Source organism: Streptomyces sp. NPDC059010 (genome assembly GCF_042740355.1).
Lineage (GTDB): Bacteria > Actinomycetota > Actinomycetes > Streptomycetales > Streptomycetaceae > Streptomyces.
The window spans coordinates 22,922-39,026 of sequence record NZ_JBHYJA010000009.1; the positions used below are offsets into that span (position 1 = coordinate 22,922).

Consider the following 16,105-nt stretch of genomic DNA (forward strand, 5'->3'; position numbering starts at 1 on the left):
GTACCAGTGTGACCTGTTTCCGATGGCCGGGCAAGACCCTTGACGTGCACAAAGACGGCCCAGGACACCCCCGAGGGGTACCTGGGCCGCGCGGTGGCGGGGAGAAACCGTCACACGTTGGGCACCTTCAGCTTGTCCCAGCTGACCTTGCCGGGGATGCCGTCCGCGTCCTTGCCCTTGAAGCCGAGCTTGTGCTGCCAGGCGGCGTAGGAGCGGCGGTCGGCCTCGGTCCACTCGGGGCTCGGGCCCTCCTCGTAGCGGCCGCACCCCTCGGCGACCAGACGGCGGCCCATGGCGGTGATGATCGGGGACTTCCGGCCGAGGTGGAAGAAGCCGCTGCCCGGGAAGGGCTCCAGCCTCGGCTTGGGCGCGGGCTTCGGATCCGGCTCGGGGGCGCCTCCCCCGCCGCCCTTCAGCCGCTGCGCGATGCGCTTGCGCATCCCGTCCATGGTGAAGCCGCGCGGGTCCTGCTTGCCCGGCTGCCACTCCTTGTGCCCGATGACCGAGCGCTCGCTCCAGCCGTGGTGCCGGCAGATCGCGGCGGAGACCTTCTCGATGGCCTCCTTCTGCACCTCGGGCCAGGGGTCCTTGCCGTCGCCGAGGTTGATGCACTCGAAGCCGTAGAAGTGCGCGTTGCCGTCGGTGTCGGCCTCGTTGTCGTGCGGCAGTCCGGACTCGTTGATCACGGCACGCAGGACGTCGCTGTCGCCGAGGCCGGCGTGGTTGGCGCGGCCGTTGCCGACGAGGTGGATGTGGCCCTCTTTGTCGATGACGCCGTGGCAGAGGGGGCCGGGCAGGCCGGAGTAGCCGTTGTAGCAGATGTTCACCGAGTTCTCGGTGCCCTTGGTGACGGTGTGGTGGATCATCACGCCGTTCACCGGGCCCCAGGGGCCCTTGCTGTTGCGGTTGTGGGTGCGCCAGCTGCGGACCTCGTGGACCGTGAGGCCCTCCGCGCGGAGTATCTCCACCAACTTGGACGCGCTCAGGGGCTTGGCCATTACTCGTCTCCCTCCGCCGCCGCCTCGGCATCGGCCGTGGTCTGCGACCTCCCGCCCGACGGGTCCTCCGCCAGCTGCTCCTCACGGCGCGCGTGCTCCTCCGCGGCGAGCGTCGCCTCGTCGGCGGCCGGGATGCTGCTGGCCAGCGGGCTGAAGGCGAGGCGCAGGTCGACGGTGCCGTCCTCGCCCTTGACCAGGGCCAGCGGCGCGAAGCCACGGACGATGCCGGCCGGGGCCTGGAGCAGCGGGCGCCGGGCCGGGTCGGCGGGCCACTCGACGCCGCCGGTGGCGGTGCGGGCGGGGATGATCCAGTGGTCGCCGGTGCGGTAGGAGGCGCCCTTGGCGAAGTACACCTCGACGCCGTCCTCCAGCGGCAGCCACTCCCCCTCCGTGACGGGCACGGCGCCGCCCTTCAGGGCGGTCGTACGGCCCTTGCGCCTCGGTCCCTCGTGGTGGTCCCAGCGCCGGAGGAAGGGGTTGAGGTGGGGCAGCCGGCCGACGGACTGGTCGGGCTCGGCGTTCAGGCGGACCCGGCGGCCCGGCAGGTCCAGCTCCTCGACCCGCAGCAGCGGCAGGGGCTCCAGGCGGGAGGCGTACGCGGTGTCGACGAGTTCCACGTGGTCGCCGACGTCCAAGTCCAGCTTGTCGTCGTGGCCGAGGGACGCCAACTGCACCCAGGTGCCGTCGAGTTCGTCGACCGGGAAGACCACCGAGCCGTTCTCGCGGGACCACTTGAAGGTGGCGTCCTTCGCCTCACCGCCCGCGTGCACCTCGACGCGGTACAGCTGGTTCTCCTGGCCGCGGTACCGGGCGTCCGGCTTGACCAGGCAGGGGTCCTCGTCGGCGTGGTCGGGCCGCTCGCTGCGGGCGGCGAGGCGCGCGGTGGGTGTGGCCTGCTTCTGCGCCCACTTGTCGAAGGCGGCCCGGACGACCTCCTTGGACGGGTTGCCGTCCTCGATCTCCAGCGCGGCCAGCGACAGCGGCAGCACCTGCCAGACGACCTTCACGCGGGCTGCGGTGTCCGGCATCGCGGCGCCGAGCGCGACCTCGCGCAGCGCCGGGTCCTCGGCGGCGGAGACGGCACGCTCCCACACGCTCAGGTAGACCACGAACGGCGAGGTGGCGGGCGAGGGCAGCCGGTCGCCGGGCTTCTCCGGGTCGCGGAAGCCGTCGGGCTGGTCCCAGTAGGTCCAGTACGCGGGCGGGGCGGCGGTGTCCTGCTCCGCGGAGTCCTCGGCGTCCTCGTCCGGGACCGGCACGCCGGGCGCGGGGCGGGTCGCGTCGAGCAGGATGCCGTCGACGTAGTAGCGGCCACCGTGGATGTGCAGCGTGTCGATGTCGTGCTTGCCGCCGACGTACTGGATCTTGAAGCCCGCGGCGTCGCGCGGCCCGCCGTGCCGGCCGATCAGGTCGGCGGCGAGGGTGCGGGCCTGGTGCAGCTGGATCGCGGTCTGCTCGTTGAGGTCGGCGTCGAGCTGGACGCGCCCCTGCTGGGCGATGACCGCCGAGTAGCGCCGCTGCGGGCGGAACGTGAGGCGGGAGAGATCAGCGTGCATGAAGGGGGTCCCCCTGGTTCAGGAAAGTGCGGGTGGGGCTTACGGCGGCGCGCATGTCTTGGCTCATGTCCCGCCTCACGTCACGAAGAAGATCCCGGCGTCGGTGCCCGCCGGGGTGTACTCCGCGAGCCGTGCCCTGAGGCCGTCCTCGCGCTGCGGCCGGTACAGGTCGTGGAAGGCGCCCATCTCGGCGCCGTCGTCGGAGCCGCGCCGGATCTCCTCGGCACACCGGTCGGCGAGCAGCCCGTACCAGGGCGTCCCGTAGCGCTCGGAGGTGAACAACGGCCTTACGCGTCCGGCCTGTCCGGGCCCGGCCAGGTCGGGCTGGCAGCGGTACCGGCGCGGGGTGCGCGAGCCGGGCGGCACGTACGAGTACCTGATGCAGCCGATGCCGCGCCGGGCCACATGGAGGCGGCCGGTGAGGACGGAGTTCTCGGCGATCTCCACGGCGTGGGTGAAGATCTCGCCGATCACGGTGGTGCGGTGCAGATGCAGCACCGCGTGGGCGTGGCGGCAGTCCGGCGCGGACAGGGCCTCTCGGCCGGGACCGGTGGCGTCGAGGATGCTGTCGCGCAGGTGGATGTCGAGGGGTTCCTCGCTCACCTCGTCGCCGATGACCTCGATGGTGCCGAGGATGCTGTGCTCGATCTGGAGGCACGCGGTGGTGCGTTCCAGGACGATGCTGGGCTCCTCCGGCGAGTGCGGATCGCACTCGGGCTCCAGCGACCAGCCGGGCACGAGCGTGGAGTGCCGTACGACGACGGCGCCCATGGGGCCGGTGACGTTGATGCCGCGACCGGCGACCAGCAGCCCGTCGAGGACGAGGCGGGGCCGCTCGTGCGGGGCGCAGTCCTCGGACACCGCGCGGATGTTGAGGGCGTCGGGCCGGTTGCTGTACCAGTCGAGCAGCCGTATCACCGGCCGGGTGCCCTCGGCGGCCCGGACTTCCAGGCGGTCGCCGGGGTCGAGGTCGAAGTCCAGCTGCTCCTGGTAGGCGCCGCTGTGGGTGATCTCGATGATGCCGTCGGGGCCGGTCCGGTCGGCGCGCCGGTCGTGCTGCCAGGCCCGGTAGGCGTCCATGATCTGCCGGTACTGCTGGCCGGGCCCGACCCGGTAGACGTCCGCCTCGGGACGCGGCTCGCGGTCGGGGCGGTCGTACTCGCCGCCGCCCATGTCCGCGCCGAACGCGTAGTGGTAGTCCACCCACACGCCCTGCCGCGGCGCCGACCGCGCCCCGAACGCGATCCGCCCGAGCTCCGGGTCGACGGCGACCTGCCCGCGCCCCGGCCGATAGCGCCAGTCGGACAGGTCGGCGACCACGATGTCCTGCGGCGGTACGGGCTGGTCCTCGCCGTCGCGCCGGATGACGAGGCTCTTGCCGGGGCCGTAGTAGTCGGTGAGCCGGTCGTGGAGCTGGCGGCGGGTGATGAACGCCGGGACGTTGTCGATGGTCGCGATGTGCGTGGGCGACGGCTCCGGGAACGGCTTGGTGACCAGCGGGGTGTCGTTGCCCAGGATCGAGAAGGTGTAGAGGTTGCGGGCGCGGTCGATGCAGTACGCCGGGGACTGCGTGAGGGAGTGCGCCTTGAGCCGCCAGACGAACAGCGCGACCCCGGCCGGAGTCCAACCACCCTGCCGGTGCCGGGAGTTGGCCCGCCGTACGTCGACCGTACGCGCCGTCGCGCCGAAGGGGCCGCCCGCCAGGTCGAGCGCGGAGTTGTCGCGCAGGTCGACGAGCCGCCCGCGCGTGCCGCGGTGGACGCCCGTGTCGCCGTACAGCTTCACGGGCTGGGTGTGGGAGACCTGCCGGGACAGCTCGACGGCGCGGGCGGGCCAGCCGGTGACCTGGTCGGAGAGTTCCTCCAGGAGGTGCAGGGTGCCCTTGCGGCGGCGGTTGGCCACGGTGGCGGCCACATCGGCGCGCGGGGCGACGGCCTCGGCGAGGGCGGCACGGCCACCCTCGTGCAGACCGGTGGTCAGGACCCGCTCGTAGCCGGGCAGGGTGCGATAGCCGACCAGGTCGCCGAGGTACGGCAGCACCCAGGGCGCGGCCGTCTCCACGAACTGGTCCTCGTAGCCCTGCTGGACGCCGTCGCGGACCCGGTCGAGCTGCTCGGCGATCACCGCGAGCAGCGCACGCAGCGGTTCGCCCTCCTCGGCGTCGCGCAGCAGATGCCAGCGGGGCAGCAGCGCGGCGAGACCGTCGGGCTCCCTGGAGGCCGTCGCCGGGGTAGCGGTCTCCAACTGGACGTCCGGGGACATCACTTGACCTCCGTCAGAATCAGGGTGTCCGCGGCCTTCGGCGACAGCATCGCGAGCTGGGCCGGGCGGATACCGCGGAAGACGAACACCGAACGGCCCTTGGCCAGGCGCCGGGTGTCGGTGATGTCGGGGTTGAGGCGCAGGAGTTCGGCGAGCGGGACGCCGTACTTGGCGCAGATCTCGGAGAGCGTCTCACCGTTCGCGGCGCGGACCGTGTGGACCTTCTCGTCGTACGTCGCCGGGTGCGCCGGGACCGAGGCCCTGGGCGGGCCGGGGTCGGTGAGGATGCCGGTGAGCTCCTCGGGGGTGGCGGAGGCGGGGACGCCGGTGAAGACGTCGACGTCCACGTAGTCGACGCCGGGCACGGAGTGAGCGGTGGCGAGGACGTCCGAGAGCCGGGCCGGGCGGCCCAACTCCCTTCCCTCATAGCCGAGTCGGCGCAGCAGCGCCTGACGCAGGCGCGGCTCCACGATCTCCCAGGCGTGGTCGGGAGCGACCTTCACCTTGGCGGCGATCAGCAGCAGGACCAGCTCGCGCACGTCCACCCGGACGGTGAGGTTCAGGTCCCCGTACTCGGTGAGCGCACCGCGCAGAGCCCTGAGGGTGTCCGAGTCACCGTCGATCGGCACATCGTCGGTACCTGCGACCGTCACGTGCAGCACCCGGCGTCGTCCGTCGAAGAGTTCGCGCGCGGCGGCCCGGCCGATGCCGGCGCGGGAGCGGGCGAAGTCCTCGTAGTCGGACTCGGACACCAGCCGGTCCAGTGCCGACACGGCGAGCGGGATCGTCCGGCGGGTCAGGCCGGGGCCGTCCGCGTCCGCGCCGCCCTTCGCCGGGCGCGGGTTGGTCACCTGGGTGACGCCGAGCGGCCGGGTCAGGGGCTGGGTGACGCGGTCGGCTGCGACGTTGGCGGCCTTGCCGGTGCCGAAGCGGTAGCGGGCGCGGATGTTCTCGTGACCGGACGGCAGCCGGGCGCCGTTGACGCCGTCGCCGAAGGTCACCGTGGTACGGCCGTCGGCGGTGGAACCGGTGATGTAGACCCGCTCGACCGGGCCGCGTCCGGCGAGGCTGTCGACCTCGTGCCACTGGACGCCGTCGACCCGGATCTCCAGGACCGGGGTGGCACCGAGGGGGTTGTCGTCGGCGAGCCAGGTCAGCGGGGACTGCCACAGCGCGAACGTCTGGTTCACGCGGTCCGAGTCGCCGCTGCCGATGGCCTCCTCGCGGCTCTCGCCGTGGGTGGCCTCGACGACGTTGCCCAGGATCCTGACCGTCTCGCGGCGGTAGCGGTGGGCGAGGTCGGCGGTCAGGGTCAGCCGGGTGTGGACGTGGTCGCCGGGCAGCCGGGGGTCGACGGCCGGGTCGGCGGCGGCGATCGTGACGACCTCGGTGGCCCGGACGCCCGCCGTTCCCGGGATGTCGCTGCGCTCACCGCCCACGATGAGCGTGCGTCCGGGCCGCAACCCGTCGTACAGGCCGGCGAGTTCGATCTCGTTGCCGTGCACGTCCTCGCCGAGCGGTTCGTCGGCCAGGCGCAGCGGCTCTCCGGCCGCGTGGACGGTGGTGTCGCGGATGTGCGAGAGCAGGACGTCGAACTCGTCCAGCCACGGGTCGGCGAGGGTGAGTTCGGTGCCGCGGCCGGTGATGCCGTAGTTGGTGTACGCCGCCGTACGCGCCGCGACGACCTGGGTGGTGACGAACGCGAGCTTCTTGTCGCCGGGGATGCCGTTCTCGGCGCCCTTGGCGGGGCGCTGGATCGCGACCCAGCTGCCGACGGTGATGCCGGTGTGGACCGTGTCCAGCTGGAGGACGCGGCGGTTGAGCGGCTCCGGCTTGCTGGCGATCACGATCTCGACGTTGGGTTCGGTGCTGCCCGCGGTGTACCGGAGGCTGATCTCGTACTCGCCCAGGTGGAGGGGCTTGTTGTCGCCCGGGCGCAGGGCGACCGGCGCGGCGTCACCGACCTTCACATGGACGAGTCCGTCGTCGTCCGGCCCGGACACGAACAGGGTCTGCTCGGGCAGGCCCGAATGCAGCCGGGCCCGCACCCCCACCTCCTGGGCGTCCGCGGCACGGCGGCCCAGCCAGTGCACTTCGCGGTCCTGCGCGCCGACCCCGGACAGGTCGACCTTGCCGGTGCCGAGGTCGAACCGGACCGGCTGGGCGACGGGCAGGTTCTCCGCCCGCTGGTCGGAGTTGCTGCCCTCGACGTACTGGAACTCGGCCCGCACCTGCGTCCGGCCCGCCGGGTCGTACACGACGCGCATGCTGACCAGGACGGCGCCGGTGAGCGGCCAGTCGGCGGTACGGATGACCCGCCCGCGGTCGTCCTGAACCGGCTTGAGCGGGGCCGTGGCACCGAAGGGAGCGGCGGTGACCCGCAGGGCGAGCAGTTCCCGCAGAAGCTGCGGAGTACCGGGGGCGGCGGCAGTGCGCCACGCCGGGTACAGGGTGCCGAGGGAGGGGTTGAGCGCGGAGAGCAGCCGGGCGGTGTCGGTACCGGGTCGCTGGGAGCCGCTGCCGCCGCGCGGGGCGGGGGCGGAGGCGTGCAGGGCGGGAAGTACAGCACCCAGGGCTTGAAGAGCAGCGGCACGCGCATCGCCGTTGTTCTCAAGGGGCGCGGGGCTGTATCGATCTGCGGCTCCGCCGCGGGGCGCGACCAGCCCCAACGGCGCAGCAGACGACCGACTACCTGCCTCTTCCGACTGCGCCGGTGCCAACTCCAACGCGCGCTCGCCAAGTTCGGCCAGCACCGCCTCCAACTGCTCGAACCAAGCGGCGACATCCTCGTACGGCTCGGCCAACACCTGAGCCTCACCAAGACGCGCAACCGGCTCCACAAGCCGCGCCGCCAGCCGCTCAGGACTCTTGATCTCGTCCAGATCCTCTCGCAGCGGCGCGAGAACCTGATCCTCGAAGTCCTCGATCAGCCGACTGACGGGCCGAGGGTTCGGCACCTCCGGCGTCGGCGGCTCATCGCCCGGCTCGCCCGGCACCGCGGGGTCGGCGGTCCAGCGCCGCACCTCGTCGACGAGCTCCTTCAGCGTCGGCGGCGCGGACTTCGGCAGGGAGATCGCCGTGATCTCGTCCTCCCGGTCGACCCGCGCCTTCGCGACCGGCAGCAACTTGCGCTCACCGCCCGCCTGTTCACCGAAGACGAAGAGCAGCTGGTCGCCGGTCTGGAGGGAGTTCGCGGTGCCCTCGACGAAGAGCTCCGAGCGGCGCTCCAGGTCCTCGGGTGTGACGAGGGAGGGGCGCCGACGGCGTACCTTCAGCTCGTTCCAGTCCCAGCGGGCCGTCAGGTCGCGGCTCGTCTCGAAGGTGAGGGACTGCTCGTCGGCCGAGGCGGGCACGCTGTGGCTGCGGGCGCCGCGGGGGATCAGCACGGACAGGGCCTCGGCGCGTGGGTCGCGTTCCAGCGTGTACGCCAGATGCGTGGCGGCGGCGACGCCGGGGCGCGGGCGGTGGCCGACGAGACGGCCGAGCAGGACCAGGGAGCGGTGCTCGTTGGCCGTGCGGATGTAGGCCTCGTCGGCGATGCGCTCGGAGTGGAAGGTGAGCAGGTCACCGAGGACGGCGGTGGCGTCGAGCAGGCCGATCGCCGGGTCGTCCGGGGTGCGCACGGTCAGGCCGTTGAGAGCGGGGTACGCCGGTGAGGCGAGGCGGTCGAGCAGGGCGGCCCGGAAGGAGCCGTACTCGCCGACGCGGTAGTCGAGCGCCGAGCGGCCGGGCGGGTTGTGCACGGGGGCCGGGGCGAGGCGCTCGTCGTGGCCGCCGCGGCAGGCGCCGCCGCAGCCGCAGTCGTCGGTGATCGTGCCCTCGGTCATGGGGATCTCCGTCATCGGGCACCTCCCAGGGAAATCGCCAGCCGGCCGTTCTCCGGCCGGTCGGGGTCGTTGTCGCAGGTGGCGATCTCCAGCGGGCCGAGCCGCAGCACGCCGTCCTCCCTCTCTCCTCGGTCCGGCTCGAACAGCCTCCGCAGCCGGGTCACTTCGACGCTCTCCACGCCGGACACGGCAGCCGCGACGGCGACCAGCCGGCTGAGCCGCACCGGTTCGCCGAAGGTCAGCGCGTCGGGGTGGAACAAGCCCAGGCGCCCGTCGGCGAGGCGGCCGTTGCCCAGGACGCGGTACAGCTCGGCCAGGATCTGCCCGTGCTGGTGGCCCGGCTTGGCACAGACGGTCAGGGCGATGTCCAGCGGGACGAGACGCGCGGCTCCGACCACGAGGTCGTGGCCGATGCGCCGGTACGGCTCCAGCGCCTGCGCGACCGAGGCGAGCAGCTCGGCCGACGGGGCGGCGGTGCCGTACGCGTCGACCGAGACGTGCGCCTCCTGCACGCTGCCGGTCCAGCGCAGCTCCGCCGCCGCGCGCTGGACGCCGGGCAGGGCGGCGGCGAAGGCCGCGTAGTCCTCGGCGGTGACCGCGCGCAGCCGGGTGCGGCGCAGGTCGAGCGGGGCCAACTGGCGTACCTGCTCGACAGGTTCGGGTTCTGTGCCGCCGACGGCGGGCAGCGGGTTGCGGACCACGGCGGCGGGCGGCTGATCGCAGTCCGACTGGACGACGAGGTGGTTGATGGCCTCGGCGCCGACGTTGCCGGCCGTTCCGCCGCCGAGCCGGTAGTGCGCGACGAGCCGGGACCCGGGCGTGGGCCTGGCACCGTGCCGTCCGTCGCCGAAGCGCAGGGCGAGACGGCCGTCGTCCTCCAGCTCACCGACGAAGTGCCGGTCGCGCGGTCCGCCGTCGAGCAGGTCGCGGCGCGCCTCCCAGACCTCGTCCTCACCGGTGTGGAGGCGTACGGCGGGCAGGGCGCGACGCGGGTCCTGGTCGAGCGCGGCGGTCGCGGAGCCGCGCAGCACCAGTTCCTCGGGGTGCAGTCCGGCGGCGTACGACGGCCCCCAGCTGTGGGCGATCTCCCAGGCGATGTGCCCGTCCAGGACGGTGCCGGCGCGGGCGCGCGCCGTCAGGACCTCGATCCGGCGCAGCTTGGCGTCGAGCAACTGGTCGCTGCGGAACAGGAGTTCACGCAGGGCACGGACGGGATGGCGGCGCAGCTCGATGCGCTCCAGGATCCGCAGCCCGTAGATCACGGTCAATTCGGCGATCTCGGCGTCCGCGAGGCCGTCCCGGTCCCGGGCGCTGCGCCACAGCTCGACGAGCCGCTGCCGTACCCGCCCCGGAATCGCGCCGATCCGCTCGGCCTGTCCGGCGGCGACGGTGCCGAGGTCCGGGAACGGGACCGCCTGCACCACGGGCGCGCGGTCGAGAACGGGACGGAACCGGGGCTGGATGCCCGGGTAGACCGACTGGGCGAGCAGTGTGCGCAGGGCGGCGGCCTGGGCGTACGCGGTGCCGGGCACGACACGCTCATGCCGCTGACCGGCGCGTTCCAGACCGATTCCGGCGCGGTTGGCCGCCGCTTCGCCGACCACCTGGAACAGCTCACGGACGTCGTCCGGAGCCAGCGCCTCGCCGGACTCGGCCTTGTCCGTGAGGGAGTTGATGAGCCGGGCGGGCGCGTTGCCCTCCTCGCGGTCGTGGCAGCCGAAGGCGGGAGGGTCGCAGGGGGCGACCTCGGCGGGCACCTGCGGGACGGTGAACGTCTCGGGCAGACCGTGCAGCGTACGGCCGTGGTCCACGAGGACCACGTTGCCGCGGGCGAGGCTCACGTCCTCGACGGGCAGACAGTCCCGGCCGCCGCGCGTGGTGAGGCAGAGCGGGAAACGCAGGGCGTCCCCGGCGTCCCAGGTGACCTCCAGGACCGGCTGGTCCTCGATGCGGTCCACGGCCGGGGTGACGGAGGTGATGCGTACGGCCTGCCGGTGGCCGGGGTCGGCGTCGCCGGGGGTGCCGGTGCGCGGGCCCCTGACCTCCTCCAGGACGAGCAGGTCACCGGGCCTGAGGTCGAGTCGGCGCTCCCGGCAGGTCTCCTGGTCGACCCACTCGTCGCGCAGTGTGGCCGCGGTGGCGCCCTTCGGCAGGGTGCAGACCTCGCCGCCCCACGTCCACAGGCGGATCGCGTTGTGCGCGACGCGCAGCTCCAGCGGGTCGACGGTGACGACGGGTTCGAAGACCTCCACCGAGCCGCGCTCGTCGAGGTCGCCGAGGTCGGCCTCGTCGACGACCGTGCCGGGCTCGGGGCGGTCGTGCGGGTCGAGGGTGCGGACGTCGACGGAGGCGAAACGGAAGGTTCCCGGGGCGAGCGTGTGGTCGCCGGCGGTCTCGACGGCGACGTAGGCGCGCGCCGTGCACCCGTCGTGCATCGCGTAGTCGATGAGCCGCACGTGCCGCCGTACGGAGACCCGACGCCGGGCGGTGTCGAGATAGGCCTCGGTGGCGACCGCGTCCTGCTGGTAGCTGATCTGGTCGCCGGTGTGGGCGAGCAGCTCGACCAGGGTCATGCCCAGGTCGGCGGGGTTGCGCTCGACCCAGTCCGGGGTGGTGAGCGCGAGCCGGTCCAGGAGCAGCTTGCGGATGGTGTCGTAGTCGCGGGCGGTGTAGTCGATGACGGGCGCGGACGGGAAGTCGGCGCCGGGCCGTCCGTCTTCCTTGCAGTCGAAGGGAGTCGGGCAGTCGGGCCGGAAGACGAAGGTGGCGCTGTGGTAGCGCTGGTCGAAGCCGCGGAAGGGCTCGGTGCCCGGGCGGCCGTACGGATCGGTCTCCACGAGCGAGAGCCGGTAGCGGGAGGTGTCGCCGGCCTTGTCGAGGGTGACGTAGAGCCGGTCGTCGAGCTCGGCGTCCTCCTCGCGCTCCACGCTGACGTCCACGGCGGTGATGCCGGTGATGCGGCGGCCGCCGTCGATGCGGACGTTCTCGGGGACCAGGCCGTGCGGGGCCTTGCCGAGGAAGGTGACGGTGAGCAGCAGACCGTCGTCGCCGACCTCGACGGAGTCGACTCCGTTCAGCTGGGCGGCGCGGACCTTGGCCCGGCGGGAGGTGGTGGTCGTACCGGTCATGCCGTGGCCCTCCCTTCGAAGACGTCGTCGCGGCGCGCACCGTCGGCGCGTATGACATACGACAGGTACACACGGACGACGTTGTCCTCGCTGATCACGTCGAGGGCCTCCACGTCGATGAGATCGCCGAGCCAGCGCTGGAGCGAGGCCTGGACGGAGAGTTCGAGGGTGCTGACCAGCTCGGGACTGGTCGGCGCGAAGACCAGGTCGAGCAGCCCGCACCCGAAGTCGGGCCGCATCACGCGCTCGCCGGGGCTGGTGAACAGCAACTGCTCGATGAGGTCGTGCACATGCTCGCCGTGGGTGGCGTGCGCGGTGCGGCCCCGGCGGTCGGGGTGGAAGGGGAAGGCGACGTCGCTGCGCGGGCGTTGGCTGGTTCGGCGGCTCATCGGACGGTGACCTTTCGCTGCGCGGCCTGGACGACGGGTGGTCCTTGCGGCACGAAGGCGGCTGTGAAGCACTCGGCCGCGGTGGTGTCGAGCAGTACGGCCGCGCCGTCGACGGTGATGCCGGTGCTGCCGGCGGTCCAGCGGACCGTCACGCAGGGCGTGGGCACGCCGTTCACGGTGTGCGGGCAGCCGGTGACGACGTAGCTGTGGGCGGCCGTGGCTACGGCGGCGCCCGCGCTGCGTACGCCGCCGGACGGTGAGCTGGCGGCGGTGACGCGACCGCCGTGCGGGCAGCCGATCACGGCGTTGGCGTCGAGCAGACTCCCGGATGTCCCGGACACGTTCTTCCTTCCCCCGGTTCTCAGCGCTTGGACGCGATGGTCAACTGGCCCTCGTTCACGTCCACTTGGTTTCCGCGCAGGATGACCTCCGCGCCGAGGCCGTTGGAGATCACGATGGTTTCCTTGGTGATGCGGATGTACGCGCCGCCCTGGGCCTGCAGCAGAATCCCCTGATCGGGGCCCGGCGGGTCGCTCATCACGATCTTGTGCGCCTCGGGTGTCTGCACCACGACGGGCTTGGCCTGCGACGCGGGCTGCACGAGACGGCGGGCATCGGGCGGCAGCTCGCCCTGATCCCCGTACCAGCATCCCGTCCACACCGGAAAGCTGGGATCTCCCTGCTCGAACTCGACCCACACACCGGCCCCCGGCGCCGGCACCACGAACTGGCCCGCCTGCGGCCCGGTGAACGGCAGACAGGGCAGCGCCCAGGTCGACGGCTCGTCACCCAGGACGTCGGGTACCTCGACAGTGATCCGACCGATGTGCAGCGGATCGTTGTTGTCCACGACTCGGCCGCGGAACTTTCCGAGGTAGCGATTGCTGGGTGCCGCCATGTGAACTGCTCCTGGTCATGGGTGGGTCGTGAGGTGGTGCCGTGCCGATGCCTGTGCCGGTCAGGGCCGGACGTAGTCGCTGCGTGCTTCCAGTCCCTCCCTGGAGAGGGTGAAGTTCTGCTGGTACGAGCCGGGACGCAGGTTGTGCGTCACGGACTTGACGAAGTAGTCGCCGTCGTACGCCCGTCCCGAGCCGCGTACGCCGACGAGCTGGCGCGGCTGGAGGATGTAGCCGTGCCGGATGACGTCGAGCGAGCCGGACCCGGAGACGACGTCGGCGGACACGGCGGCCCGGGCGAGGAGTTCGGCCTCGGCCTGCTCGCGCTGCTGCTTGGCTGTGCCGGAGAGCGTCCTGCGTTTGAGGGCCGGGGTGGGCCGCTTGCCGAGGGGCGGGCGGAGCGGGCTGATGGACGGCTGCGGGAGCAGCGCTGACTGCCGGTTCTCGGGGTTCTGCCAACGGGCCTGCGGCTCTTCGCGCGCGGTGCCGTCGTAGGCGAACGTCAGCTGGTCGACGGTGGAGTTGGCGTCCATGTTGACGCTGAGGGCGTGCTGGCGGATGCCGAGCCGGACATCCGGTCCCCAACGGGCCGAGGACTGACCCGGGTTGGGCCCTGGCTCCAGATAGAAGGTGTAGCCGTTCGCCCGCGCGAGCTCGGTGACGTACTGCAGGTCGGTCTGCGTCTGGTAGTGCACGCGCAGGTCCTGGTGCGGGGGCTGGGTGACCTTCTCGTTGTAGACGTCGGGCCGGATGCCGTAGTCGGAGTAGCGGCGCAGGATGGCGAGCACCCGCTCGGAGGGCGGCAGGTTCGGGTACCGGGCGGTGCGCTCCTCCAGGTCCATGAGCAGCGTCAGGTCCTCGCCGGTGACGGTGAGGGTGGAGTGGCCGGGCTGGTTGCTGGCGCCGACCTCGTGCCGGACGATGAGCCCGTCGAAGAGGACGTCGGGTGTGCCCTTCACCGAGACGGTGACGATGAGCCGAGTCTTGGGGTCGAAGAACCCTTCCGGCAGCAGCCGTCGGCTGATGATCCCGTTCTTGGTGAGGTCGAAGGCGAGCTGGAACCCGCTCCGCTCCCCCGCGGTGGCCGTGATCTGCGCGGACAGCAGGGCCTCGGTCACCTCGGCCGGGACGGGCCGGGCGAGCTTCGGCCCCATGAGGAGCGTGATGTGGACGGGGCCCTGCCCCACGGGCAGATCAAACACGCCGGTCCCCCCTGCCGCCCGGGAACCCGCCGGCGAGCGGGATGTCGATGACGCGCCCGGCCTCGTCGGTCAACTCCCGTGGGTCCAGTACCGGGTTGGCGTCGGCGATCTGCCACCACTGGTCCGAGTCGCCGAAGTAGCGCTGCGCGAGCAGATCGGGGCGCTCGCCGGCGCCGACGGTGTGGGGCTGGGTGTCGTCGGCGGTGTCCGGGTTCTGGTCGAGCGGGGGCAGCAGGCGGCGCTTGGTGTACCGGACTTCGGTGCCGTCGGGACGGCGGTGGATCCCGATCTCGGCGTCGTGGTAGCGGCTGGTGCGGGGGTAGGGATGCGCACCCGGGATGGCGTCCAGGGCGTTCTCGTACGGCTCGATGTCGGCCATGGTGTGCTCCTCAGCCCCTTCCGATCACGGCGTTGGTTCCGATTCCGCCTCCGAGCCCGAGGGAACCGAGGCTGCCGCCGCGTGCCGCTGCGGCGAGGCGTTCCTTCTGGGCGAGATGCGCCATGTACAGATCGGCGCCGCGGTGACCGGCGGGGAGATCGCTGACGGTGAGGATCTTCATGCCGATGCTGAGGGAGGCGCGGATGGGGTTGAGGTTCACGTCGAAGGCGGACTCGTTGACGGAGAGCTCGGTGAGCCGGACGGGCATGACTCGCTTACTTCCCCAGGTGAAGAGGGTGAGCGGCATCTCGATCGGGCTGATCTCGATGGCGCCCTTCTGGGAGAGCTTCATCGCCGCGCGGAGCTGGGCCGTGGTCGGTTGCACCAGCATTTCGAGCGTGGCTAGCTGCGGGTGGATCCCGTCGGGCGCGGCGACCTCGAACTGGTCGGTGGCGTCGATCTCGGCGGTGAACTTCCAGGTCTCCTGGGCAGGACCCTTGAGCCGGAGGGCCTCGTTGCGGTCGCCGCTACCGGTCCCGCCACCCCCGGCGTCACCGCTGTCACCGGCGGACTGGGGGGCGACACTGCGTTCCAGGGTGTCCGGGTTGAACTGCAGGACGATGATCCGCTGGGGGGTGCCGGTGTCGGGGTTGACGACGACTATTCCGGAGCGGATGGGTTTGGGGATGTCTGCGTAGCGGGTCACAGGCGGGCCTCCAAGCGGCTCGCGAGCTCGGAGTAGTTCCAGGCCGGGAACAGGCGCGGGAAAACGTCCAGCATGGTCGTCAGGCGCTGCACGACATCCGCGAAGTCCGGGTGCCCGAAGGGCGGTTCCTCGGTGAAGAGGTGTTGCCATCCCAAGGTGCCCTTGGTGATGGCAAGTTGTTCCAAGTATGCGGGATAAGTCAGATCGAGCCGGACGCATTGGCTCGTTCGGCCTTCGACGCTGGTCAATTCCATGTCGTAATACCACATCTCCAGAGGGTCGACGCCCTGCTGGATCCTGATGGCCGCGAGTTGTCCGGTCGCGGCCAGCGGGGTCTCGTCGACGACGCGCAACTGGGTGAAGAACTCCCGTTCGTCGTCGGTGGAACCGGTCCACGCCAGGTTCGGCGGGTGTTTGCGCACGGCGGTGAACAGATCGGCCACACGGAACTCGCCGTGGAGTTCTTCGCTGTCGGCGGACAGGTCACTGTGCCAGCAGTTGGCGAGCTCGGTGATGCGCGGACTGTGCACGCACAGGTCACGACTGAACGTCACACCCTCCCATTCCGGCAAATAGGAGAAGAGCACGGGCGTCTCCTCGAAGATCTGCCCGAGTTCCCCGGTGACCGAGCGGTCCACGGTGATGTCGGCACAGTCCAAAATCTCCTGTTGCGCCTGCAGCAGCTTTCGTTCGATGTCGGTCGGGGTGCGCATGTGTGGCTCTCCACTCTTGTTGCAGGTCTCGGTCTTCATCTCCGCATGC

General features: G+C 71.8%; 12 protein-coding genes. All 12 read right to left on the reverse strand.

What is annotated here, in order from left to right; all coding sequences use genetic code 11:
- Positions 1-110: 110 nt before the first annotated feature.
- Entirely contained in the window at positions 111-998 is an 888-nt protein-coding gene (locus tag ACFWYS_RS11285) for a peptidoglycan-binding protein (RefSeq protein ID WP_384765921.1), read from the reverse strand.
- Entirely contained in the window at positions 998-2,554 is a 1,557-nt protein-coding gene (locus ACFWYS_RS11290; protein WP_384765922.1) for a DUF6519 domain-containing protein, read from the reverse strand. Before ACFWYS_RS11290 ends, ACFWYS_RS11285 begins: the two co-directional genes overlap by 1 nt.
- Positions 2,555-2,629: 75 nt before the next feature.
- Positions 2,630-4,816 (reverse strand): hypothetical protein, encoded by a 2,187-nt coding sequence (locus ACFWYS_RS11295; protein ID WP_384765923.1) that lies wholly within the window; start codon positions 4,814-4,816, stop codon positions 2,630-2,632.
- Positions 4,816-8,658, reverse strand: a complete 3,843-nt coding sequence (locus ACFWYS_RS11300; protein ID WP_384765925.1) for a putative baseplate assembly protein — start codon at positions 8,656-8,658, stop codon at positions 4,816-4,818. Before ACFWYS_RS11300 ends, ACFWYS_RS11295 begins: the two co-directional genes overlap by 1 nt.
- Complete coding sequence (locus ACFWYS_RS11305; protein WP_384765926.1) at positions 8,655-11,771, reverse strand: putative baseplate assembly protein; 3,117 nt, start codon at positions 11,769-11,771, stop codon at positions 8,655-8,657. Before ACFWYS_RS11305 ends, ACFWYS_RS11300 begins: the two co-directional genes overlap by 4 nt.
- Positions 11,768-12,160, reverse strand: a complete 393-nt coding sequence (locus ACFWYS_RS11310) for a GPW/gp25 family protein (protein WP_384765927.1) — start codon at positions 12,158-12,160, stop codon at positions 11,768-11,770. Before ACFWYS_RS11310 ends, ACFWYS_RS11305 begins: the two co-directional genes overlap by 4 nt.
- Complete coding sequence (locus ACFWYS_RS11315) at positions 12,157-12,501, reverse strand: hypothetical protein (RefSeq protein ID WP_384765929.1); 345 nt, start codon at positions 12,499-12,501, stop codon at positions 12,157-12,159. The genes ACFWYS_RS11310 and ACFWYS_RS11315 overlap by 4 nt, the downstream gene beginning before the upstream one ends.
- A 20-nt stretch (positions 12,502-12,521) precedes the next feature.
- The gene (locus tag ACFWYS_RS11320) at positions 12,522-13,058 is read right to left on the reverse strand and encodes a phage baseplate assembly protein V (RefSeq protein ID WP_093903755.1); all 537 of its coding nucleotides are present in this window, start codon (positions 13,056-13,058) and stop codon (positions 12,522-12,524) included.
- A 60-nt stretch (positions 13,059-13,118) separates the two neighbouring features.
- Entirely contained in the window at positions 13,119-14,258 is a 1,140-nt protein-coding gene (locus ACFWYS_RS11325; RefSeq protein ID WP_384765931.1) for a hypothetical protein, read from the reverse strand.
- Positions 14,251-14,637, reverse strand: a complete 387-nt coding sequence (locus ACFWYS_RS11330; protein ID WP_384765933.1) for a hypothetical protein — start codon at positions 14,635-14,637, stop codon at positions 14,251-14,253. The genes ACFWYS_RS11325 and ACFWYS_RS11330 overlap by 8 nt, the downstream gene beginning before the upstream one ends.
- Before the next feature lie 10 nt (positions 14,638-14,647).
- Positions 14,648-15,343: a hypothetical protein gene (locus tag ACFWYS_RS11335; RefSeq protein WP_384765934.1), complete on the reverse strand. Its 696-nt coding sequence runs from the start codon at positions 15,341-15,343 to the stop codon at positions 14,648-14,650.
- Complete coding sequence (locus ACFWYS_RS11340) at positions 15,340-16,056, reverse strand: hypothetical protein (RefSeq protein ID WP_384765936.1); 717 nt, start codon at positions 16,054-16,056, stop codon at positions 15,340-15,342. Before ACFWYS_RS11340 ends, ACFWYS_RS11335 begins: the two co-directional genes overlap by 4 nt.
- Between the last annotated feature and the right edge of the window lie 49 nt (positions 16,057-16,105).